21 protein-coding genes are annotated in these 20877 nt (G+C 68.2%); 8 read left to right on the top strand and 13 right to left on the bottom strand.

The features are described from left to right. The first annotated feature begins 49 nt into the window (after positions 1 to 49). Positions 50 to 412, top strand: coding sequence for an Hsp15 family ribosome-associated heat shock protein (locus tag MCHUDSM44219_RS21900; protein ID WP_048420494.1), 363 nt, complete (start codon positions 50 to 52; stop codon positions 410 to 412). A gap of 10 nt (positions 413 to 422) precedes the next feature. Further along, entirely contained in the window at positions 423 to 1187 is a 765-nt protein-coding gene (locus tag MCHUDSM44219_RS21905; protein WP_048420322.1) for a DUF6498-containing protein, read from the top strand. 48 nt (positions 1188 to 1235) lie between these two features. On the opposite strand, the gene MCHUDSM44219_RS21910 is transcribed toward MCHUDSM44219_RS21905, so the two are convergent. The 3 genes from MCHUDSM44219_RS21910 to MCHUDSM44219_RS21920 all read right to left on the bottom strand — a co-directional run bounded on the left by MCHUDSM44219_RS21910 (position 1236) and on the right by MCHUDSM44219_RS21920 (position 5773). Further along, on the bottom strand, positions 1236 to 1439 hold the full coding sequence (locus MCHUDSM44219_RS21910) for a hypothetical protein (RefSeq protein WP_407661905.1): 204 nt from the start codon (positions 1437 to 1439) through the stop codon (positions 1236 to 1238). Between the two features lie 58 nt (positions 1440 to 1497). Then, on the bottom strand, positions 1498 to 4821 hold the full coding sequence (locus tag MCHUDSM44219_RS21915; protein WP_048420324.1) for a bifunctional diguanylate cyclase/phosphodiesterase: 3324 nt from the start codon (positions 4819 to 4821) through the stop codon (positions 1498 to 1500). A 106-nt stretch (positions 4822 to 4927) separates the two neighbouring features. Continuing rightward, positions 4928 to 5773, bottom strand: coding sequence for a lysophospholipid acyltransferase family protein (locus MCHUDSM44219_RS21920; RefSeq protein WP_048420325.1), 846 nt, complete (start codon positions 5771 to 5773; stop codon positions 4928 to 4930). A 410-nt stretch (positions 5774 to 6183) separates the two neighbouring features. Between MCHUDSM44219_RS21920 and MCHUDSM44219_RS21925 the strand changes: the two genes are divergently transcribed. Next, the gene (locus MCHUDSM44219_RS21925; RefSeq protein WP_048420326.1) at positions 6184 to 6549 is read left to right on the top strand and encodes a cupin domain-containing protein; all 366 of its coding nucleotides are present in this window, start codon (positions 6184 to 6186) and stop codon (positions 6547 to 6549) included. Here the strand turns inward: MCHUDSM44219_RS21925 and MCHUDSM44219_RS21930 are convergent. After that, positions 6546 to 7397: a universal stress protein gene (locus tag MCHUDSM44219_RS21930; protein WP_048420327.1), complete on the bottom strand. Its 852-nt coding sequence runs from the start codon at positions 7395 to 7397 to the stop codon at positions 6546 to 6548. The two genes, MCHUDSM44219_RS21925 and MCHUDSM44219_RS21930, sit on opposite strands and share 4 nt — an antisense overlap. Before the next feature lie 108 nt (positions 7398 to 7505). Between MCHUDSM44219_RS21930 and MCHUDSM44219_RS21935 the strand changes: the two genes are divergently transcribed. Both MCHUDSM44219_RS21935 and MCHUDSM44219_RS21940 read left to right on the top strand, forming a co-directional pair. After that, positions 7506 to 8876, top strand: coding sequence for an APC family permease (locus MCHUDSM44219_RS21935; RefSeq protein WP_048420328.1), 1371 nt, complete (start codon positions 7506 to 7508; stop codon positions 8874 to 8876). Positions 8877 to 8987: 111 nt separating this feature from the next. Next, positions 8988 to 10331 (top strand): NAD-dependent succinate-semialdehyde dehydrogenase, encoded by a 1344-nt coding sequence (locus MCHUDSM44219_RS21940; protein WP_048420329.1) that lies wholly within the window; start codon positions 8988 to 8990, stop codon positions 10329 to 10331. A gap of 23 nt (positions 10332 to 10354) precedes the next feature. Here MCHUDSM44219_RS21940 and MCHUDSM44219_RS21945 read toward each other — a convergent pair whose 3' ends face one another. Both MCHUDSM44219_RS21945 and MCHUDSM44219_RS21950 read right to left on the bottom strand, forming a co-directional pair. After that, the gene (locus MCHUDSM44219_RS21945; protein WP_048420330.1) at positions 10355 to 11614 is read right to left on the bottom strand and encodes a threonine/serine exporter family protein; all 1260 of its coding nucleotides are present in this window, start codon (positions 11612 to 11614) and stop codon (positions 10355 to 10357) included. 58 nt (positions 11615 to 11672) lie between these two features. Further along, complete coding sequence (locus MCHUDSM44219_RS21950) at positions 11673 to 12614, bottom strand: NADP-dependent oxidoreductase (protein ID WP_048420331.1); 942 nt, start codon at positions 12612 to 12614, stop codon at positions 11673 to 11675. A gap of 162 nt (positions 12615 to 12776) precedes the next feature. Here MCHUDSM44219_RS21950 and MCHUDSM44219_RS21955 point away from each other — a divergent pair, with 162 nt between their 5' ends. Then, entirely contained in the window at positions 12777 to 13490 is a 714-nt protein-coding gene (locus MCHUDSM44219_RS21955; protein WP_269084096.1) for an NADPH-dependent F420 reductase, read from the top strand. Positions 13491 to 13497: 7 nt separating this feature from the next. Here MCHUDSM44219_RS21955 and MCHUDSM44219_RS21960 read toward each other — a convergent pair whose 3' ends face one another. Beyond that, positions 13498 to 13818: an EthD family reductase gene (locus tag MCHUDSM44219_RS21960; RefSeq protein ID WP_048420333.1), complete on the bottom strand. Its 321-nt coding sequence runs from the start codon at positions 13816 to 13818 to the stop codon at positions 13498 to 13500. A 148-nt stretch (positions 13819 to 13966) separates the two neighbouring features. Between MCHUDSM44219_RS21960 and MCHUDSM44219_RS21965 the strand changes: the two genes are divergently transcribed. Further along, complete coding sequence (locus MCHUDSM44219_RS21965) at positions 13967 to 14614, top strand: TetR/AcrR family transcriptional regulator (RefSeq protein WP_048420334.1); 648 nt, start codon at positions 13967 to 13969, stop codon at positions 14612 to 14614. Positions 14615 to 14623: 9 nt separating this feature from the next. After that, positions 14624 to 15445, top strand: coding sequence for an MOSC domain-containing protein (locus MCHUDSM44219_RS21970; protein WP_048420335.1), 822 nt, complete (start codon positions 14624 to 14626; stop codon positions 15443 to 15445). Positions 15446 to 15451: 6 nt separating this feature from the next. Here MCHUDSM44219_RS21970 and MCHUDSM44219_RS21975 read toward each other — a convergent pair whose 3' ends face one another. The 6 genes from MCHUDSM44219_RS21975 to MCHUDSM44219_RS22000 are packed head-to-tail and all read right to left on the bottom strand — an operon-like array spanning position 15452 to position 20764. After that, positions 15452 to 16450, bottom strand: coding sequence for a LacI family DNA-binding transcriptional regulator (locus MCHUDSM44219_RS21975; protein ID WP_048420336.1), 999 nt, complete (start codon positions 16448 to 16450; stop codon positions 15452 to 15454). Next, positions 16447 to 17094 carry a nucleoside/nucleotide kinase family protein gene (locus MCHUDSM44219_RS21980; protein WP_048420337.1) on the bottom strand — a complete coding sequence of 216 codons (648 nt, stop codon included), beginning with the start codon at positions 17092 to 17094 and terminating at the stop codon, positions 16447 to 16449. Before MCHUDSM44219_RS21980 ends, MCHUDSM44219_RS21975 begins: the two co-directional genes overlap by 4 nt. Further along, a complete protein-coding gene (locus MCHUDSM44219_RS21985; RefSeq protein WP_048420338.1) occupies positions 17091 to 18005 on the bottom strand; it encodes a PfkB family carbohydrate kinase in 915 nt (304 codons plus the stop codon). The genes MCHUDSM44219_RS21980 and MCHUDSM44219_RS21985 overlap by 4 nt, the downstream gene beginning before the upstream one ends. Beyond that, a complete protein-coding gene (locus MCHUDSM44219_RS21990; RefSeq protein WP_048420339.1) occupies positions 17983 to 18765 on the bottom strand; it encodes an ATP-binding cassette domain-containing protein in 783 nt (260 codons plus the stop codon). Before MCHUDSM44219_RS21990 ends, MCHUDSM44219_RS21985 begins: the two co-directional genes overlap by 23 nt. After that, entirely contained in the window at positions 18762 to 19757 is a 996-nt protein-coding gene (locus MCHUDSM44219_RS21995; RefSeq protein WP_172506306.1) for an ABC transporter permease, read from the bottom strand. The genes MCHUDSM44219_RS21990 and MCHUDSM44219_RS21995 overlap by 4 nt, the downstream gene beginning before the upstream one ends. Continuing rightward, positions 19754 to 20764 (bottom strand): substrate-binding domain-containing protein, encoded by a 1011-nt coding sequence (locus tag MCHUDSM44219_RS22000; RefSeq protein ID WP_048420340.1) that lies wholly within the window; start codon positions 20762 to 20764, stop codon positions 19754 to 19756. Before MCHUDSM44219_RS22000 ends, MCHUDSM44219_RS21995 begins: the two co-directional genes overlap by 4 nt. Between the last annotated feature and the right edge of the window lie 113 nt (positions 20765 to 20877).

Consider the following 20877-nt stretch of genomic DNA (forward strand, 5'->3'; position numbering starts at 1 on the left):
TCCTCCCGAGGGTCGCTGACGGAGTTCTCTGCAGTCCATGATGGTCGTCATGGAGGCGACGCGGGTGGATCGCTGGTTGTGGGCGGTCCGCTTGACCAAGACGCGGCCCGATGCGGCCGAGGCGTGCCGGGGCGGGCACGTGCGCGTCAACGACCGGCCGGCCAAGCCGTCGACGATGGTGGGGCCTGGCGACACGGTGCGCGCCCTGGTCGGCGACCGCACCCGGATCGTCGAAGTGGTGCGGGTGATCCAGAAACGCGTGGGCGCCGCCGATGCGGCCACCTGCTACCTCGACCGCACTCCCCCGCCGCCGGTGGCGGCGATCCCTGTCGCCGTGCGCGATCGCGGCGCCGGCCGGCCCACCAAGAGGGACCGCCGACTGCTCGACAAGTGGCGCGCACGGCAGGGATGAACACCGACCGATGACCCGGTTCGCTCACGCCGCCACCCTGCTCGCCGTCATCGCGGTGCCGGTGATCGGATGGTTCACGCAGAACTGGTCAGGAGCCACCACATTGCTGGTGTACTGGTTCGAGACCGCCGCGGGATGTGCATTCATCGCGGTGCGAATCCTGTTGCATCAGCGGTGGTCTCCGCGGCGCGGCCACTTTCGCTACGACGCACCGAGTGAGGACAGGCGCAGGACGACGCGCTCGACCTTCCTCGCCGGCTTCGTCGTCACCAGCACCGCGTTCACCCTCGCCCACGGCATCTTCCTGGCCGTCATCATCACCCTGCTGAATCGGAACACCGACGACACGATCGCGGAGATCAACTGGGGCGACGTGCGATGGGGCGCCCTCTGCGTCCTGGCGTTTCTCGCGCTCGACTTCGTGATCGATCTCAAGACCCTGCGCGGATGGCCGTTCGCGCGGCTGGAACAGACAGCGCAACGGGCACTCAGCCGCGTCGTCGTCGTGCATCTGTCGCTGATCCTCGGCATGGCAGGCGTCGCGGTGACCGGCGCGTCGTCGAGCTTGTTCAGCGTGTTCGTCGTCCTCAAGAGCATGGCTGCGCTGAGCGTAGTTGTCCCTCAATGGGAGCCGACCCGGCCACCGGCGTGGCTCAGCCGAGTGCTGAATCGCATTCCGAATGCCCATCCCGGGCAGCGGTTCGAAGAGTTCTGGGCAAGCGACCGTGCGAACGACCAGATGCGCCGCGAACGCAACGAGCAGCCCTGGCCGTGACATACGACGAGGGCGCCCGCTGTCGCGGGCGCCCTCGTCAGGTCTCGATCAGGGGTGGACGGTGGTGTCCACGTGCGGCACCCTCACCGTCGGGAACAGCTGATGGATCCACGGGTAGTCGTTGTTGTAGCCGTACCCGTAGCCGTCGTGCCCGTAGCCGTAGCCGCCGAACCCGAATCCGGTCTGGTCGGCCTGCGCCGGACCGGCGAAGCCGATCACCGCTGCGGACAGTGCACCGGCCACCAGACTCATCAAGCCGATTTTCTTCATCGATCTCGCCTCTTCCGTTTCCCTCAGGCGGTGATGCCGCCTATGCAGGGTGGAACAGGGAGGAGGGCGATTTGATTCCGCCGGCTCCGGGCCGCGCTTTACCGAACAGATAGCCCTGCCCCAACGCGCACCCCCATTCGAGAAGGACGGCGCGCTGCTCCTGGCGTTCGATGCCCTCGGCGATGACCGTCATGCCCAGGCTGGTGCCGAGGCCCACGATCGCCTTCGAGATCGTGGCGCTCCGGACGTCGGCCGGTAAGCCTGCGATGAAGTGCCGGCTGATCTTGAGCATGTCGACCGGCAGATCGGCGATCTTCACCAAACCGCTGAAGCCGGTGCCGACGTCGTCGATGGCGATGCGAATACCGAGTTGCCGCAGCATGTTCAGATCATCACCGAGGGAAGCGGCGACCCGACCGGCGTGCGTCTCGGTGAGTTCGAGGACGAGTCGATGAGGATCCAGTCCGCTGACGTCGAGTGCGTTGAGGACGTCGGCACGCAGGTCGCCCACTTCCAGTTGCCGGCCGGAGACATTGACGTGCACGGCGGAACGTTCCGCAGGACCGGTCCACATCCGCGCCTGCCTGCATGCCTCGTTCAACACGCCCCGCCCGATGGCCGGCATGAACCGGGACGCTTCCGCGATGCTCAGGAACTCGTCGGGGCCCAGCAGGCCCCGCTCAGGGTGCTGCCAGCGCAGCAGTGCCTCTGCGGCGACGCATTCGCCGGTGCGCAGATCCACGATCGGCTGGAAGTGGACCGCGAACTCGTGAAGGTCCAGTGCCCTGCCCAATTCGGGCGTCAGCTGCATCTCGCGCAGCAGCGCGGCCTCCTCGGCGGGTCCGCTGCCCATCGTCACGCAGTCCTTACCGCTGCGCTTGGCGAAGTACATCAGCTTGTCCGCTCGCTGCAGCAGCGTTTCGCTCTGGCACCCCGGCTGCGAGATCACCACGCCGGCGCTGACGGAAAGCTGGTCGTACATCCGACCGGGTCCGAGCCGCACGGGCCGACGCATCTCGGCGCGGATCCTCTCGGCGGCGCTGCGCAGGGATGCGACATCGGCGTCGCGCGGGCAGAGCACCGCGAACTCGTCCCCGCCCAGTCGCGCCGCCGTGTCGTACGGTCCTATCGACGATTTGAGCCTGTCGCCGACCACCTTGAGCACCTCGTCGCCCTGCGCGTGTCCCCAGGTGTCGTTCACGGTCTTGAATCCGTCGAGATCCAGGAAGATCAGTCCGACATTGTTGGAGCCCGTCCGCTCCGCGTCGGCCAGCGCCTTGTCGATCCGGCCCATGAAGAGCGCCCGGTTCGCCAGCCCGGTCAGCGGATCGTGGGAGGCCAGGTAGTGCAGCTCGTCTTCGACCCGCTTGCGCGCGGTGATGTCCTCCACCAGGCAGATCCCGTAGGGTTCCGACCCACGCGGTGCGACGACGGACGCGGACACCAGCCCCCAGACCGTGCCGCCGTCGGCGCGGCGGAACACAGTCTCGGCGTCGAGCGTCTGACCCACTCGCAGTGTCAACAACTGTTCCAACAGCGCTGTCTCCGAATGGCTTTCGAGTCCGTCCAGTTCCGTCACCGTCAGTTGCAGCACGTCGTCGGGCCGGCGCCCGAGAACGTCGGCCATGGCCTGGTTGCAGCGGGTGATCCGGCCGAAGCGCTCCGGGGTGACGTCGAACATGAACATGCCCATCGGGGCGGTGTCGAACGCCAGCCGGAAGCGCTCTTCGCTCTCGGCCAGCGCCTGTTCGGCCGCCTTCTGTTCGGTGATGTCGGTGGCGACGCCGATGTACCCCACGCAGCGACCGTCCTGATCGGTCATCTGCGAGATGGCCAGACTCACAGCCACGTGCGTTCCGTCCCGGCGCACGTACGTCCACTCCCGCACGTCGGCCGAATCGGGTCCGACCCCGTGGACGAAGACGTCGAAGCCCGCGGCGCTTCCTGTCTCCGCCGCCCTGGCCTCCACCTCCGGCAGGTAGTGGAATTCGAGCGGCATCCGGCCGATCATCTCTGCCGCGGTCCAGCCGAGCAGACGCTCTGCGCCGTTGTTGAACACCGTGATGCGTCCGGCGGCGTCGGTGCCGATGATGGCCTGCTCGGATGCGGCCTGCAAAACCCCAGCGAACAGGTCACGGGCCTCGCGCAACTGCTGTGCGTGGGTGCGTTCCTCGGTGACGTCGCGGAAGGCGACGACGCGGAACGGCGACTGCCGGGCCAGCGGCGCCGTCGTCAGCTCGATGACCCGCGAGTGCTCGGCCTCGACCACCACGTCACGCCGCGCGCCGGGCGCGGGCACCTCCGCGAGGTCGCGTGAGGCGGTGACGACGTCGCCGACAAGGCCGGAGTCGGAGGCGCGGGCGTTCTGCAGCACGACCTCGCCGGTGGCGCCGATGAGGATCACGCTGTCGTGAATGCTGTCGAGGACTGCGGCGAGCAGCTGGGAATCACGGTCCGCGGCGTCGCGGGCGAGTTCGAGTTCGTCGATGAGGCGGGCCCGGGAGTCTCGGTAGAGCGCGAGGGCCAGCACGATGACGGTCAAGCTGATGACCATCGCCTGCGCCAGCAACGCGCGGATCTGCAGGTCGGGAACGATGAACGTGCCTCTGTCAAGAAGCGTGGCGCAGATGATCCAGATGCCGGCTGCGGTGACGAAGAGGGTGCTGATCGTCGTGCTGTATCGCAGCGCGAGGCACATCGCCGGCACCAGCACCAGGAACGCCATCGGCACACCCGTGTTCAGCCAGAAGGCCCAGACGAGCACGCCCAGGACGCTGCCGCCGACCGCCACCGCCTCCAGGACCGCGAACGGCGTGAGGCGCGGACGCTCGAACGTCAGATCGTGGAGCCTCAGCCAGATGGCCACCCCGAGCAGCGCCGAGGCGGCGTTACGCACGGCGAAGAGCGCGAACGTCTCTGCGGGGGGATCGCCGTCGACCACCGTGAAGTAGCCGGCCGCGAGAACCGCGCCGCAGCAGTTACCGACGATCACCGCGGCGATGAGGTGTGCGAGATCGGCGGGATCGCGCAACGCCACCTCGCGCCGCCCGTATGTCAGAACACTCACCGTGACGGCGGCGAGCACCACGTTGACCAGGACGAACCACGCGGCGAGCGGGACGGCCGCGCCGGTGTACAAGTTCACGACGAACGTCAGCCCGGTGAGCAGGAGGAAATGGGCCGCACGTTCACGCGGTCCGCATCGATACGCGGCGAGAAGCCAGATGGTGGACACGGCCGCCGCCGGCCACACCAGCGCGATCTCGTCGCCCCCCAGCCGGGTTGCCCGTCCGACGAGGATCGCGAGCGCGTAGGCCAGCGGAAACGCAACGAAGTACGTCGCTGAGCGAACAATCCGACCCATTGCGCCACCCTTTGCTTGAGCGTCAATATCAGAATGCCTGTCGAGAACCGCTTCCGCTCGCAAAAGGACGGATCGCGCCATTGCGCTATGTCATCGTCACGCCGCTTCAGCGCGTAGGTTCGAGCGCCACCGATCGCGCCCGGGGGTCCAGTCGGCGGTAGGGATCCGCCCTGCGGAGTTCGCCGAGTTCGGCGAGCGCGCGCTCGAGTGCCTGCTGCGTACGCCGCTTGACGGTCGTCACCCATTCGTGCGGGTCGGCGCCCTCGGGCGCCACGGTGTCGATCGGGGCAGCGAACCGCAGATACATCCGCTGCGGCCGCGGGATCATCGTCGGTCCGATCCCCCGCAGCAACGGCATCGCGGTGTCTGTGCGGCCCGTCATCCGGCGTGACACCGCGCCGGTGAGCCGCCCCCAGGCGCTGTCGCGGGCCACCAGGCTGCGGTAGATCTCATCGCCTCCCAGCAGCGCCGCGGGCACGATCGGGTAGGCGTGCTCGATCGCGATCCGGGCGAAGCCGGCCCGGCCCTCCCACAGCAGCGTGTTCTGCTCACCCTTGAACTTCGAGATCTCCCGCGCCCCGCCGGGGAACACGAGGATCGGCTCGTCGCGGCGCATCAACTCCCGAGCCGTCTCCGGGCTTCCCACGACGCCCCCGGCGGCGGCGAGAAGATCTCCGGACAGGCCGCGCATCCGGCCCATCTGGCGGTCCACCAGCGGCCGCACCAGCACGCCCAGCGAGCGACGCACGAGGTAGGGAACCAGAAACGATTCGACGCCGGCCTGAGTGTGGTTGCCGACGATCAGGAACCGACCGTCCCGCGGGAGGTGCTCCAACCCGTCGACGTACGGGCGGGTCGCATCGACCAGCGGTCCCGCCCGGTCGGCGGTGAACTCGAGGGCGCGTCGCAGCGAACGCACCCGGGCGGTCTCGCGGGCGACAGTGGGCTTCATCGGTGCGGCTCCGGTCGGCAGGGAACCCGGTCCATCGTACCGACGCTGCGAGGCCGCGCTTGACCGTCGTGTCACTGAGTGACACAGCGACGTTGTCACCAAGTGACAGGAGAGAGGTCCTGCGCCCTGCTGACCATCGAAACTCCCAGTGTCACAACCTCCTAGGAGATGTTCCGCCGACGAGCACCGTGCCGGTGGCCGGATCCTTCACGCCCACAACACGTCAGGAGAGGACGCACCGTGGCCCTGCCCGATCTCATTCCCGTCGAGGATTTCTTCCGCCCGCCCACGCGCGCGGCATCTCGGGGGCCGGGAATGACAGGGTGATGGGACCGTCGTGAGCGAATGTATGGCGCTTACCTACCTGCTCGGGCACAATCCGCTCGCAGCCGTCGAGCGAGGAGAACGTGATGGGCACCTACAACACCGCGATGCAGAAGGCTTTCCTGGCGGGCTCCGACAGTGACGTCCACGGACTGATCTCCAAGCGCACCGTCGAACTCGACGGGGTGGCGGTCACGCAGGTGACCTTCGGCGTCGGTGCCCGGTGGTCGAACGACTTGAAGTCCTACGCCGGCACGGAACTGTGCGAGCTACCGCACGTCGCTTACGTGGTGTCCGGAACGCTGGCTGTTCGGATGGCCGATGGCGCCGAGGAGAGCTTCCCGGCCGGTCACGTGATGTTGTTGCCGCCCGGCCACGACGCGTGGACCGTCGGTGACGAACCCTGTGTCTTCATCGAGTTCTCCCGCGGCAACGACTATTACGCGCACTAGTCCCGCGGCCACACGATCATCGGCACTGGCAACGCCCTCATGATCTTGGTCGCCGAGTGACCGAGGAACAGCCGCGGGGGCTGGCCCAGCCGACTCGAGCCGATCATGACGATCTCGCTGTCGTCGAACGCTAGGCCCTCCACCGCGTCCTCAAGCGAATTCCCATGTCCGACAACACTTATGACCTCACTGCCGGAAGGAAGGCCGCTTCTCGCCTTGTCGACGAGCGCCGTCGCGTGCTCTTCGGCCAGCCGGGTCCACTCCCGGCGGCGTTCTTCGCCGACAGCAACCAGAGACATCAACCGCAGCGGGACCTTCCATTCGCCCGCCAGGCGGACCGCGTTGTCGAACAGGACCTCGTTACCGGGCCGCTGTCCGACAGCGCAGGTGATGCGGGTGATGCCGGACCGGGCCTGATACTCCGCCGGGGCGAGCGCCACCGGCACCGGCGACGCGTGCAGTAAGGCGTCGGCCAGGCTGCCCAGCCCGAAGCGCCCGCTGCGCACACGGTGGTAGGTGCCGATGACGATCAGGGCGGCCTCGCCACGTTCGGGATCGACGGCCGAGTCCAGCAGGCCCTGGGTGATGGAATCCGCCCTGCGCAGATGCGCCTCTGCCCGCACGTCCTCGGGCACCCGGGACAGCCCGTCCTGCAGCCATTCCCGGCCCTGCTCTTCGACTTCGGCGTTGAACGCCTGGTCGGGCGAGTACCGGTGGAAGGTCGGGGCGTCGCTGGGCAGCACCGAGACGAGATCGAGCGTCGCACCTGAGGACCGGGCCAGGGTCGCCGCGAGGTTCACCCCGTCGACACCGCGCTGGCGCGGTCCGTACCCGACGACATACCGCATGGGTGGTGACGGTACACCGCTGGGACGCCGCAAAAGGGCAAGTGCGGGGACCTTCTTGTGGTAAGCCCCCAGGGTAGGTTTCGGCACGAGCGAGATGGCGGTATCACGATGACGCAGGCTGCCTCGGGATCGACGCAAAGAACGACGCTGGCCCGCACGCTGGGGCTCTGGGCGATCGTCGGTCTCGGCCTCGGGTACATGACCCCGACCGTCGTGTTCGACACCTTCGGCATCGTGTCTGCCGAGACCGGCAACGTCGTGCCCACCGCCTACATCTTCGCGCTCGTGGTGATGACGTTCACGGCCGTCAGCTACGGCAGGATGACACAGGTCTTCCCCTCCGCTGGTTCGGCGTACACCTACACCTCAGAAACCATCAACCCGAGTTTCGGTTTCTTGATCGGCTGGGCGGCGCTGCTCGATTACCTTCTGCTCCCCCTGGTGAACGCCCTCATCATCCGCAGCTACTTGTACTCGTTCTTCCCCTCGGCACCCCAGTGGCTCTGGGTCGTCGTCTACGTCGCGGCGATCACCGCGATGTGCCTGTTCAGCATGACCAACACCTCGCGGGTGAACATGCTGCTCGTGGTGTTCGAGGTGGTGCTGATCGGGGTGTTCCTGATCCTGGCCGGCAAGTCGCTGATGGACGGGATGGGCAACGGCACCCTGTTCTCGACCGAGCCGCTGTGGCATGAGGGCGTGCATCTGAACCTGGTCATCACCGGGGCGACGATCGTGGCGTTCTCGTTCATCGGCTTCGACGCGATCACCATGTACACCGAGGAGGCCAAGGACTCCTCGACGGTGCCGAAGGCGATTCTGCTGGCCCTGATGATCGGCGGCGCGATCTTCTTCGTCTCCGCGTTCTTCACGCAGTCGCTCTTCCCCGACGTCTCGAACTTCAGCCAGGAGTCGCTGGAGAACAGCGCGCTGCCGGAGATCGCCTACAACGTCGGCGGGCACCTGTTCAAGATCCTGCTCACCTCGGCCGCGTTCGCGGCCACAGTGGCCTCCAGCCTCGCCTCGCACGCGTCGGTCTCGCGTCTGCTCTACGTGATGGGACGCAACGGCAGGGGGCCGATCGGGCGGTTCTTCGGTTACCTGCACCCCAGCTTCCAGACGCCGTCGTACGCGATCATCTTCGTCGGCCTCGTGTCGTTGCTGGCGATCGGATTCAACCTGGACTTCGTCGCCTCGTTGATCAACTTCGGAGCACTGATCGCGTTCACGATGGTGAATCTGACCGTGATCGTCTATTTCGCCTACCGGCGCCGTGAGGTGCACGGAGCGCGTCAGATCCTGCGCAATATCGTGCTGCCGGGGCTCGGGGTCATGTTCACCGTCTTGCTGTGGCTCTACCTGTCGGCCGAGTCGACCCGGTACGGGATCATCTGGTTCGTCATCGGAATCGTGGTGTTGCTGTGGCTGACCCGCTTCTTCCGCCGGCCCCTGACCCTCAACATGGGCGAGCCGGAGTAGGCGTCAGGCCTGCCATCGAAGCCGGCACACAAGTGTCGGCCGGCGACCTAGACTCGCTGCGAACAGAGTCGACAGAGGCGCCAACGCACGACAACGAGGAGCGAATCGAAGATGAGCACGTCCCTGTACGCGGTAGTCGACCCGTCCACCGGGGAGCTGGTGAAGGAGTACCCGACCGCCACCGACGAGCAGATCGAGCAGGCGATCGCGGCGGCCGACAAGGCCCACCGCGAGTGGTCCCGCAGCACGTCGGTCGCCGATCGGGCAGCGCTGATCCGTCGCGTCGCCGAGCTGCACGAGGAACGCAAGGAGGAGCTGGCCCGGATCATCCAGCGCGAGATGGGCAAGCCGCTCGACCAGTCGGTCGGTGAGGTGGAGTTCAGCGCGGCGATCTACACCTTCTACGCCGACAACGCCGAGAAGTTCCTCGCCGACGAACCCATCGACCTGCTCGACGGCGAGGGCTCGGCCGTGGTGCGCCGCAGCTCGGTCGGCGTGCTGCTGGGCATCATGCCGTGGAACTACCCCTACTACCAGGTCGCCCGCTTCGCCGGCCCGAACCTGGTCATCGGCAACACCATCGTGCTCAAGCACGCTCCGCAGTGCCCGGAATCGGCCGAGGCTCTGCAGAAGATCTTCACCGACGCCGGCTTCCCCGAGGGCGCCTACGTCAACGTCTACGCAACCAACGAGCAGATCGCCACGGCGATCGCCGACCCCCGCATCCAGGGCGTGTCGCTGACCGGCTCCGAGCGGGCGGGGGCGGCGGTGGCCGAGATCGCGGGCCGGAACCTCAAGAAGGTGGTGCTCGAGCTCGGCGGCTCGGATCCGTTCATCGTGCTGTCGACCGACGACCTCGACGCCACGGTGGAGGCCGCCGTCGACGGTCGCTTCGAGAACACCGGTCAGGCGTGCAACGCCGCCAAGCGCATCATCGTCGCCCAGGACGTGTACGACGAGTTCCTCGACAAGTTCACCAAGAAGGTGCTGGAAAAGGCCGACGGTCTGGCGCCGCTGTCGTCGGTCGCGGCCGCCGAGCGGCTCGAGGAGCAGGTGCAGCGCGCGGTGTCCTCGGGTGCGCGCCTGATCAGCGAGGGCCAGCGCAACGGCGCGCACTACCCGCCGGCCGTGCTCACCGACGTGCCCGCTGACTACCGCGAGGAGCTGTTCGGTCCGGTGGCGTCGGTGTACAAGGTGGCCGACGAGGACGAGGCCGTCGCCGTCGCCAACGACACCCCGTTCGGGCTGGGGTCCTACGTGTTCACCACCGACACCGAACAGGCCAAGCGGGTCGCCGACAAGATCGAGGCGGGCATGGTCTTCGTCAACGCGGTGGGAGCCGAAGGTGCGGAACTGCCGTTCGGCGGGGTGAAGCGTTCAGGCTTCGGTCGCGAGCTCGGCCGGTTCGGCATGGACGAGTTCGTCAACAAGAAGCTGATCCGCATCGCCGGCTGACGCGAGGAGACGGGCGCCGGCGTTCAACCACGCCGGCCCCGCTCCAGGATCCGGTCGCGCACCCGGGTGGGCACGGCCAACCCGACGGCCATCGCGACAACGGTCAGCAGGGCGGTGGAGCCGTTGTTCGCGACCTCGAGCAGGGTCTGTGCACCGGCCCCCGCGGCGAGCTCGGCGACTCCGGTGACGGTCCGGAAGACGTACATGCCGGGCACCAGAGCCACCACTGACGCGAAACCCACTGCGGCGAAGTGCATGTGCCGCAGGTACGCCATCGGGGTGAGAACCGCGCCCGTCAGCAGACACGCCAGCAGCGCCGCCACCGGCAGACTCGCATGCCAGCTGTCGATCGCCCACCAGTGCAGCGCATGCGCGGCCATGCCGACGGCGATGGGCCAGCCGAGCAGGCGGTAGGGCATCGAGAAGAACACCGGGTAGCACGCAGCGGCGACGCCCGCAGCGAGGACGTCGACCGCGAACGGGACCGCAGCCGGTGGTGACGTCAACGGCAGCGGTTGCCCACCCGGCCACAGGCCGACCATCAGACCAACTGCGATGGTCGCCAGCACGAGCAGCGCATAGCTCAGCCGTGCGACCGCCAGCGTCATCCGCGCCGCGAGCAGATCCATTGCGCCGATGAGGATCTGCGGACCGGGCACCAGCACCATGGCCGGGCAGACGGCGATCAGTCCCGCGGCGGACTGCAGACCGATCACACCGCCGACAACCCCGGCTGCCCCCGCGATCACCGCGGCCACGAACGTCTGGAGCAGCGGGTCGGCGCCGAGCCTCGCCAGCCCGCGGCGCAGCGCGCCACCCAGCGCCGCCGCGGCGGCGATCAGTCCGACGACCCCGATGTCGTTGGCGCCGAACACGACCGCCAGGGCGGCCGCGCCCAGCCCGCAGGCCGCGACGAACGCGACGATCGAGGACGGCGCGAGCCGCTCGGCCGTGTCGATGACGTGCTCGATGTCGTCGCGCTGCACGGGACGGCGGCCGGCGTCATCCACCGCCCGCATCATGGTGGCCACCCGGCGCATGTTGACGCCGATCGGACGCGTCTGCCCGATCAGCGCGTTCACGCCTCCCGCGCGGGGATCGTAGACGGTCACCGACGCCCATCCCGGAATCACGACGGCGGGCTGGCCCAGCCCCCGCGAGAGTCGTTGCACCGCTTGCACGGTCATGCTCGTCGACTGCCCGCTGTCGTGGAGCAGCTGCGCTGCGTGCAGGATGGTGCCCAACGCTCCGGCGGCGTCGGGGCGTTGGGCATCGCGCGTCATCTGAGCATTGTGCACGGCGGCAGCGGAACGCAGGCGGCGGTCCGTTCGCCGTCCACTTCTACTCGGCGGGGAGGAGCAAGGTCTTGCCGTGCAGGCGACCGTTGTCGGAGGCGTCGTGCACCGCTGCGGCCTGGTCGAGCGGACGCCGGTCGGCGATCTCGATGCGCAGCGTCCCGTCGTCGACGCGATGCACCAGCTCGGTGAGCTGCGCGGCGTCACTGCGCACGAAGACCCGCTGCGTCCGGATCCCCCGCGGCGGCTTTTCTGGGCCGAAAACCATTGTCCCGACGTGGAACCCACCATCGGTCACCGCGCCGAGCAGGGCCTCGGTCTGTTCGTCGGTGGTGCTGACGAGGTTGAGCACCACGTCGAAGGGGCCTCCGTCGACCTGGATCGGTGACCGCCCGTAGTCGATGTAGTCGACGATGCGGTCGGCGCCCAAAGCACGTAGTCGCTCGGCATCACGCGCCGTGGCAGTGGCCGTGACGACGGCCCCGGCCTGCTTGGCCAGCTGAACGGCATAGCCTCCGACCGCGCCGGATGCCCCGTTGATCAGGACCGACTGACCACCGGTGAGCCCGGCGATCTCGAACAGGGCCTGCCAGGCCGTCAGCGCGGGTTCCGGGAGCGCCGCGGCGTCGGTGAGCGGCACCGCCGTCGGCGCGGCGGCCAGCGATTCCGCCGGCACGAGCGCGTACTCGGCGGCGGCGCCGTCGGCGTCGAGCGGCAGGAACGCCACCACGGCGTCACCGATCGTCCAATCCCGCACGCCCTCGCCGATGTCGGCGATGGTTCCCGATACGTCGACGCCGGGGATGTGCGGGAAGCTGACGTCGTAGACCTGCGCCAGATAGCCACCGCGAATGCCGGCGTCCACCGGGTTGAACGCGGTGGCCGCGACCTTCACCACGACCTGTCCAGGCCCCGGCACAGGACGGGGTGCGTCCTCGTACCGCAGCACGTCGCTGTCTCCGTACCCGTGATACCGCACTGCCTTCATGATGTCCTCCTCCGTCGTTTGCTTCGATATCGAAGCAGCTACAGTCCTGACAACTTGCTTCGATCTCGAAGCGATACCCCGGCCCGGGTGTGACGCTGCCCACAGTTCGAGCGGAACCTTCGTCAATGACGGTGAGCGCCGACCCGGAATACCGTCTCGGCGGTGCGGTGTTGCCCAGACGAACGGGGAACTTCGCAGGAGGCTGACATGCAGATCGGAATCATCGGAGCAGGGCACATCGGTGGCACGCTGACGCGGCGGCTGCGCGAGCTGGGACACGACGTGAGGGTGTCGAACTCGCGGGCGCCCGAGACGCTCGCCGATCTCGAGAAGGAGACGGGAGCGACCGCGGTGTGGGCCAAGGACGCTGCCGCCGACGCCGAACTCGTGATCGTGAGCATCCCGCAGAAGAACGTGCCCGACCTCGCCGACGGCATCGTCGATGCGCGCAAGCCGGGAGCTCCGGTGATCGAAACCAACAACTACTACCCGCAACAGCGCGACGGCGAGATCGCGGCGATCGAGGACGGCCAGGTCGAAAGCGCCTGGGTCGCCGAGCTCATCGGCGCTCCGGTCTACAAGGTGTTCAACGGCATCTTCTGGAAGCACCTTCTCGAGAGGGGCAAGCCCCAGGGTGTGCCGGACCGGATCGCGCTTCCCATCGCCGGCGAGGACGGCCCGGGCCGGGCACTCGTCCACGATCTGGTCGACCAGCTCGGATTCGATCCCGTCGATGCCGGGCCGATCTCCGAATCGTGGCGCCAGCAACCCGGCACCCCCGTGTACGGCAAGGACTTCACCGCGGAGCGGACCCGCGAAGCGCTCGCCGAGGCGACGCCCGAGCGCACCCCCGACTGGAGCGCGCGGACGGCGTGATCGCTCTCTAGGCTTGCGGAACCTCGATGTCGGAGAACAGCACACGGACTCCGCCGGTCGAGAGCCGCCCCATCGCTTCGAAGAACCGCCCCGCCTCGGGAGACGTCACGGCCTCGCTGGCTGATGCGTAGTCGGGATAGTAGAGATCGATCATGCGGTACGCGGGTGTGGGGCTGCCGTCCTCTTTGGGCCAGACCTTGGACGCCTCGAGCCTGATGTGACCGGGAAACGACCGGGCGACGTCCAACTGCTGTTCCGGGTAGCTCGCCTCGAATTCCTCTGGGCTCAGCGGATTGTCGTAGATGACGGTGATCTTGGTCTCGGACATCTCTTCTCCTCATGAGCCGGTACGGGCGACGATGCGATAGCGCGAGCGTCACAGCGAGTGTGGCACGGCGCCCGTGGTGACGTTGCGCTGACGAAACACTCACCACTGAGCAACGTCGCTCTACACTGAGCGCGACGCGGAGGTGACAGTGAGCGACGAGCAGGCCCAGGCGCCCAACCGGTTGGAACGGCGCAAGCAGCGCACACGTGCCGCGCTGATCCGCGCGGCACAGACGTTCATCGCCGACGGCCGGCTCAACGCACCGATCCTGGAGATCACCCAGGCCGCAGACATCGGATTGGGGTCGTTCTACAACCATTTCGAGTCGCGCGAGGAGCTGTTCGCGGCCGCGGTGGCCGAAGTCCTGGACGCGCAGGGGGAACTGCTCGATCACTTGACCGCGCAGATCACCGACCCCGCGGAGAGATTCGTCTGCCGCTACCGGTTGTGTGGGCGGTTCTTCCGGCGGCAACCGCAGGAGAGCCGCATCATGCTGTCCATCGGTCCGGCGCTGCTGTCCTCCGACCGCGGCCTGGCCCCGCGCGCCAAGCGGGACATCATCGCCGCGGCCGAGGCCGGCCGATTCACTGTCGACGATCCCGACGTGGCGCTCGCCGTCGCCGGTGGCGCACTCCTGGGCCTGGGCCAGTTGCTCTTCGCCCAGCCCGACCGCGACGACGCCAGGACCACCGACGACGTCGCCGCCCATGTGCTGCGCACACTCGGCATGACCGGCAGGCAGATCCACGCTCTGGTGTCGCGGCCGCTGCCCGACCTCGCGTCCATCGATCCCTAGAGTGAGCTCATGTCGGTCGAACAGCAGATGCACGTCGGGAGCCTGCACCGTTACCCCGTCAAGTCGATGCTCGGAGAGTCGGTCCCGCTGCTCGACGTCGGCCACGGGGGCGCGGAGGGCGACCGCCGGCTGGCGTTGATCGACGACGAGACCGGGCGGGTGGCGAGCGCCAAACAGGCGCGACTGTGGCGGCAACTGCTGACGTGCTCGGCCCGCACCGACGACGACGGCCGCGTCTGGGTCCGGCTGCCCGACGGCGCGGACGTGCCGGCCGACGATGCTGCTTTCGCGCCGACCATGACCACTCTGCTGGGGCGGCCCGTGCGCCTGGCCACACAGCGGATGCCCGGGGCGAGCGTGGAACGCGCCGATCCCGAGCAGGTGCTCGATCAGGGTCTCGACGCCGAGGTCGACGCACCGCTGCTCGAGCTGGCGGAGGCGACGCCGGGCGAGTCCTTCGTCGACCTCGCTCCGCTGCACGTGATCACCGCGGCCACGCTCGCGCACATCGGCACCGAGGCACTGCGCTACCGACCCAACATCGTCGTCGCGACGCCGCCCGGGCACCCCCCGTACAGCGAGAATGACTGGGAAGGAGAGGTTTTCAGTGCGGGACCGGTGCGGTTGAAGGGCATGGGACCCACGCCGCGCTGCGTGATCCCCACCCTCGCACACGGCACCCTGGATCGCGCTGCGCACGCGCTGCGTACGCCTGCGGCGGAGAACCTCGTCGAATCCTTCGGTCTGGGCCGCTTGCCGTGCGCCGGCGCTTACTTCGAAGTGATCACCGAGGGCAGGATCTGCGTCGGTGATCGTTTCGCACGGGTCTGAGACCGCTCAGCTGCATCCGCAGGAACTGCGGTGGTGGAACATCGTCGGCACTCGGATGCGCTGCGGCGGCCCGTCCTCCTTGCGGATGCGTCGCAGCAGCAGTTGGGCTGCGGTGGCGCCGATGGTCTCGACGTCCTGCCCGGCCGCAGTGAGCTTCGGCTCGAACAGGTCCGACCATTCGAAGTCGTCGTAGCAGACGAACGCCACGTCACGGGGAATCGACAAGCCCAAGCTGCGAACGGCTTTGAGGGTTCCGATCGTCATCGCGTTGTTCATCGACACCAGCGCCGTGGGCCGCTTCGGGCTTGCCAGAAGTGCGCGGACTTCGCGTTCGGCCACGTCGGTACTGGACTCGCCCTCGACGACCAGGCTGGGGTCCAGGCCGATCCCCTGGCCGGCCAGAGCCGCCACGTAGCCGTCGAACCGTTCGGTGGTGGAGGAGATTCCGGGGATTCCGCGGACGACGGCGATCCGGCGGTGGCCGAGATCGAGCAGATGCTCGGTCAGCATCCGGGCCGAGGTCACGTTCTCCGGGCCCACCTGGTCGCAGTCGACATCGAGCATGCGGTCGATCAGGACGAGCGGTGTTCCCGTGCGGGTGATCCCGGGGAGCGTGGACCGTTCCGATCCGGCCGCCGGCGCGACGATCATCCCGTCCACCTGGCGGTCGAGCAGCGATTCGGTGACCCGCTTCTCCGATTCGACGGCGTCGTGGGAGTCGCCGACGATCAGCACGTAGCCGGCGTCGGACAGCGCCCTCTCGACGGCGTGCACCAGGCTGCCGAAGTACGGATTCGTCAGCGCCGAGATCGACAGCCCGACGGTATGGGTCCGTCCGGCCGCCAGCGACCGGGCGACGCCGTTGCGCCGGTACCCGGTCTCGGCGATGGCCACCTCGACGCGTTGGCGGGTCGCGGCGTCGACCTTGCGGGTGCCGTTGAGGACGTGCGAGACGGTTGAGGCCGAGACGCCGGCGAGGCGGGCGACGTCGCCCATGGTGGTCATGGCAGGCGCAGGATCCGGTCGGCGCGGCCCGCGGTCGACTCGATCAGTTGGGCGTTCCGCTCATCGGATCCGAGCGCCCACCGCTTCGCGTCCTCCGGTGACTTGCCGTACGCCTCGTGGCGGCGCACCAGCCGTCGATGCCGAACGGCGGTGTCGGGGATCAGGAACCACACCTCGTCGAGGCAGGACCGCGCTGCCGGCCACGCGTCGGACTCCAGCAGCAGGTAGTTGCCCTCGGTGACCACCAGCGGCGTGGTCGGGTGCACCGGGATCGACGAACCGATCGGCTCCTCGATCTCACGGCGGAACCGCGGCGCGTACACGACCGGGTCATCGGTGCGCTGCGCCCGCAGCGTGGCGAGCAGCCGCGCATACCCGCCGTCGTCGAAAGTGTCGTGCGCGCCTTTGCGGTCCCGGCGGCCCAGGGCGATCAACACCTCGTTGGCCAGGTGGAAGCCGTCCATGGGGACGAGCACGGCCGCGGCTGGTCCCAGAGCATCAACCAATTGCTCAGCGACGGTGGACTTTCCGGCACCCGGTGCGCCGGTGAGTCCGAGGATCCGTCGCTGCCCCGGGACCACGAGCGCGCCGGCCCACGCGACCAGCTGATCGAACGTGGCGTCCTCGACGTCGGCGATGCTCACCGGCCATCCCTCCCTGTCTGCAGGGCGGATAGTTCCCGCAGCCATGCACGCGGTCCGACGATCGAGCATCGCAGCGCCGCCACCTGAGCCGAGCGCTGGATGCGCTCGACGATGCCGAGCCGCTCGGGGTAGAAGCAGTAGGCGCCGTGGAAGACATCGCCGGCCCCGAGGGTGTCGACCGCGCGCACGGCCGGGACCGGGACCGATCCGGACTGTCCGTCGGACCACCAGTCGACCGGATCGGCGCCGTGGGTGGTGACCACGGTACGGACCCCGCTGCTGACGAGCGCGGTGGCCGTCGAGCGCGGGCCGTCGGTGTCCGGGACACGGAAGTCGTTGGAGCACACCATGTCCGTCGCATACTCGATGAGGTCGTTCATCACCGGCTTCCACCGGCCGGCGTCGACGACCACCGGGACAGCGTGCGCCGCGGCGTGCCGAACGGCGGCCCCGGCGATCACCGGGTGATGCCCGTCGACGAGCAGCACACCGGCGCCCCCGACGACGTCGTCGAGGTGCGCCGGCGGGGCGGCCTCGGAGCTCACGGCATCGAGGGACACCACCGACCGGTCCCCCGTCGACTCGACCACCGACACGGACGACACCGGCACCGGCCGGGTGGCGCCCTGCGCGGCGTCGATCACCTCGACGCCGTGGGTCGTCAGGTCGGCGCGGATCAGGTCGGCGACCGGTTCGTCACCGAGCGCCGTCACCAATGTCGCCACCCCGCCGAGGGCGGCGAACGTGACCGCCGCGTTCGCGGCCGGCCCGCCGGCGGACACGAACTGCGCCGTCGACGTGATCTTCTGGTTGACCTCGGGAGGTTCGGCAATACGGTGGATCACGTCGAGCGTCGCCAATCCGACGAAGACACCGATCGGCCGTTTCTCAGAGCCCGGCGCGTTCCTCATCGGTCGGCTCCTCCGCACCGGTCATGAGCGCTACCACCTCGGACATCGAGCGCTTCTTCGGATCGACGACACCGGCGCGCTGGCCGAGCCGGTGAATGTGGATACGGTCGGCCACCTCGAACACGTGCGGCATGTCGTGGCTGATCAGCACTACCGGGATCCCGCGCGCGCGAATGGATTTGATCAGATCGATGACCTGTCCCGACTCTCTCACCCCGAGCGCAGCGGTCGGTTCGTCCATGATGATCACGCCACGGCCGAACGCCGCCGCGCGCGCCACCGCGACGCCCTGCCGCTGCCCACCCGACAACGTCTCCACGGTCTGGTTGACGTTCTTGATGCCGATCTTCAGGTCGGAGAGGTGCTGGGCGGCATCCTGCCGCATGCGGGGCATGTCCAGCCGACGGAAGATGCTGCCGGCAAATCCCTTTCGGCGTACCTCGCGCCCGAGGTAGAGGTTCGAGGCGATGTCGAGCGCCGGCACCACGGCGAGGTCCTGGTACACCGTCTCGATGCCGGCGGCCCTGGCGTCGCGGGTGTTCTTGAACGCCATCAGGCTGCCGTTCATCAGGATCTGGCCCGCGTCGGGAATGACCGCCCCGGCCAGAGCTTTGATCAGGCTGCTCTTGCCCGCTCCGTTGTCGCCGATGACCGCGAGCACCTCGCCGGCGCGCAGCTCGAAGTCGGCGCCGTTGATCGCCGTCACGTTGCCGTATTTCTTGACGAGGCCCCGCGCTTCGAGAACAGGTGCGCCGCTCATCGTGATCTCCTGCGGGTGAACTGGTCCACGGCCACCGCGACGATCACCAGGATTCCGGTGGCGATGTTCTGGTAGAGGTTGTCGACCCCGGCCTGGGTCAGGCCGTTGCGCAGCACGCCGACGATCAACGTGCCGACCAGCGTGCCGCCGACACCGCCCCGGCCACCGAACAGGCTCGTCCCACCGATGACCACCGCCGTGATGGTCTCGAGGTTGGCGTTCTGGTAGGCGTTCGGGTCGGCATTCGGGATGCGGCCGAGGGCGGCCCACGCCGCGATCGCGGCGATCACGCCGGTGGTGATGTACACCGACAGCAGCACCCGGCCCGACTTGATGCCCGACAGGTCCGACGCCTGCGGGTTGCCACCGACGGCGTAAATGTGCCTGCCCCAGGCAGTTTGGGACAGCGCGTACCACATCACCAGGTAGACCAGCAGCATCGCGACCACGCCGAAGGTCGTGGAGAACGATCCGATGCGGAAGGACGTGCCGAGGAACGTCAGCGGACCCGGTTCCACGCGGTAGGTCTCGGACCCCGCCAGCAGCCGGGTCGCCGCCTGGATCGCGGTGAACGTGCCCAACGTGACGATGAACGGTGGCAGTCGCAGGCTGGTGACCAGCCCGCCGTTGATCGCACCGAACACCACGCACACCAGCAGCGTCGAGCCCAGCGCCACGACAGGCCCGTTGGCGCCGGCGCTCTGGGCCATCACGATGGTGCCGAAGACGGCCACCGCCCCGATCGACAGGTCGATGCCGGAGGTCAGGATGATCAGCGTCTGGCCCACGGCGAGGATGCCGACGACCACGGACTGCTGCAGGATCAGCGAGACGTTCTGGGGTTCGAGGAACGAATCTGAGACCGCGCTGAAGATGATGATCGCGATGACGAGCGCCACCAGCGGGCCGAGCAGCGGTTCACGCAGCAGACTCTCCGCGGTGAACCGGCTCGCCAGCGACGGCTTCGCCTGTGCGGGCGCGCCGGTGGTCATGACCCGGCTTTGCCCCAGCAGTTCTGTTCGCCCCAGGCGGTGTCTTTCGACGGCAGGCCGGGGACGGGCTTGTCCGTGATGAGCTCGGACCCGGTGTCGTTGAAGCCGCTGGGCTTGGTGCCGTCCTTGGCGAACTTCACGACGGCCTGCACCCCCAGTTCGGCCATCTTCGCCGGGAACTGCATCACTGTGGCGCCGATCTTGCCGGCCTTGACGTCCGCGACGCCCGTGCAGCTGCCGTCGATCGAGCCGATGGTGATCTGCCCGGCCCGGTTGGCGGATTGGATGGCCTGGTACGCACCAGCGGCGGCCGGCTCGTTGATCGTGTACAGCGCGTTGATGCGCGGCGCGCGCTGCAGGATGTTCTCCATCGCGGTCTGCGCCTTGGTCTGGTCGCCGTTGGTGTTCTCCTGCGCGACGATCTCGGGCGAGCCGTTGGTGATGCCGAAGCCTTCGAGGAAGCCGTCGTGCCGGAACGTGTCGACGGTGCCGCCCGGGGTGCCGTCCAGCATCACGACCTGGGGGGCTGCGTTGCCGATGGCCGCACGGACCCACTTGCCCTGGCTGACGCCCGCCGCCTTGTTGTCGGTGGCGTAGGTGGCATCGACCGCGTCTTCGGGGTCGGTCGCGGTGTCGAGGGCGATGACGATGACCCCGGCGTCGCGCGCCTTCTTGATGGCGTCGAGAACGCCGGTGGAGGAGTTCGGGGTGATGAGGATGCCCTTGACGCCCTGGCCGACCATGTTCTCGATCGCGGTGACCTGGCCCTCGTTGTCGCCGTCGAAGGCACCGGCCAGCGCGATCAACTGCGCGCCGTCCTTGTCGGCCTGGGCCTGGGCGGCCTCGCGCAGTTTCACGAAGTAGGGGTTCGAATCGGTCTTGGTGATCAGGCCGACCTTCCCCTCGTCCGAGCCCGACCCGCCGCACCCGGTCAGACCGAGAACCATCGAGCCGGCCATGAGGACGGCCCCGACCGTAAGCGTGGACCGGTTGCGCTTTCCGACCATGTGGACTCCTTTGTCCGGTGTGCGACGCCGTCCGCGCCGCGGCTGTGCAGGAGCCTAGAACCCAGGCAAGCGCTTGCGCATGCGCTTTCGCGAATTGGATCGGTTTCGTTCTG

This window comes from Mycolicibacterium chubuense (assembly GCF_001044255.1).
Classification (GTDB): Bacteria; Actinomycetota; Actinomycetes; order Mycobacteriales; family Mycobacteriaceae; genus Mycobacterium; species Mycobacterium chubuense.

What these genes read in the sequence shown, in the direction of transcription:
- MCHUDSM44219_RS21900 (WP_048420494.1), top strand. Translation starts at nt 50, where the DNA reads ATGGAGGCGACGCGGGTGGATCGCTGGTTGTGGGCGGTCCGCTTGACC.
- MCHUDSM44219_RS21905 (WP_048420322.1), top strand. Translation starts at nt 423, where the DNA reads ATGACCCGGTTCGCTCACGCCGCCACCCTGCTCGCCGTCATCGCGGTG.
- MCHUDSM44219_RS21910 (WP_407661905.1), bottom strand. Translation starts at nt 1,439, where the DNA reads ATGAGTCTGGTGGCCGGTGCACTGTCCGCAGCGGTGATCGGCTTCGCC.
- MCHUDSM44219_RS21915 (WP_048420324.1), bottom strand. Translation starts at nt 4,821, where the DNA reads ATGGGTCGGATTGTTCGCTCAGCGACGTACTTCGTTGCGTTTCCGCTG.
- MCHUDSM44219_RS21920 (WP_048420325.1), bottom strand. Translation starts at nt 5,773, where the DNA reads ATGAAGCCCACTGTCGCCCGCGAGACCGCCCGGGTGCGTTCGCTGCGA.
- MCHUDSM44219_RS21925 (WP_048420326.1), top strand. Translation starts at nt 6,184, where the DNA reads ATGGGCACCTACAACACCGCGATGCAGAAGGCTTTCCTGGCGGGCTCC.
- MCHUDSM44219_RS21930 (WP_048420327.1), bottom strand. Translation starts at nt 7,397, where the DNA reads ATGCGGTATGTCGTCGGGTACGGACCGCGCCAGCGCGGTGTCGACGGG.
- MCHUDSM44219_RS21935 (WP_048420328.1), top strand. Translation starts at nt 7,506, where the DNA reads ATGACGCAGGCTGCCTCGGGATCGACGCAAAGAACGACGCTGGCCCGC.
- MCHUDSM44219_RS21940 (WP_048420329.1), top strand. Translation starts at nt 8,988, where the DNA reads ATGAGCACGTCCCTGTACGCGGTAGTCGACCCGTCCACCGGGGAGCTG.
- MCHUDSM44219_RS21945 (WP_048420330.1), bottom strand. Translation starts at nt 11,614, where the DNA reads ATGACGCGCGATGCCCAACGCCCCGACGCCGCCGGAGCGTTGGGCACC.
- MCHUDSM44219_RS21950 (WP_048420331.1), bottom strand. Translation starts at nt 12,614, where the DNA reads ATGAAGGCAGTGCGGTATCACGGGTACGGAGACAGCGACGTGCTGCGG.
- MCHUDSM44219_RS21960 (WP_048420333.1), bottom strand. Translation starts at nt 13,818, where the DNA reads ATGTCCGAGACCAAGATCACCGTCATCTACGACAATCCGCTGAGCCCA.
- MCHUDSM44219_RS21970 (WP_048420335.1), top strand. Translation starts at nt 14,624, where the DNA reads ATGTCGGTCGAACAGCAGATGCACGTCGGGAGCCTGCACCGTTACCCC.
- MCHUDSM44219_RS21975 (WP_048420336.1), bottom strand. Translation starts at nt 16,450, where the DNA reads ATGACCACCATGGGCGACGTCGCCCGCCTCGCCGGCGTCTCGGCCTCA.
- MCHUDSM44219_RS21985 (WP_048420338.1), bottom strand. Translation starts at nt 18,005, where the DNA reads ATGAGGAACGCGCCGGGCTCTGAGAAACGGCCGATCGGTGTCTTCGTC.
- MCHUDSM44219_RS21990 (WP_048420339.1), bottom strand. Translation starts at nt 18,765, where the DNA reads ATGAGCGGCGCACCTGTTCTCGAAGCGCGGGGCCTCGTCAAGAAATAC.
- MCHUDSM44219_RS21995 (WP_172506306.1), bottom strand. Translation starts at nt 19,757, where the DNA reads ATGACCACCGGCGCGCCCGCACAGGCGAAGCCGTCGCTGGCGAGCCGG.
- MCHUDSM44219_RS22000 (WP_048420340.1), bottom strand. Translation starts at nt 20,764, where the DNA reads ATGGTCGGAAAGCGCAACCGGTCCACGCTTACGGTCGGGGCCGTCCTC.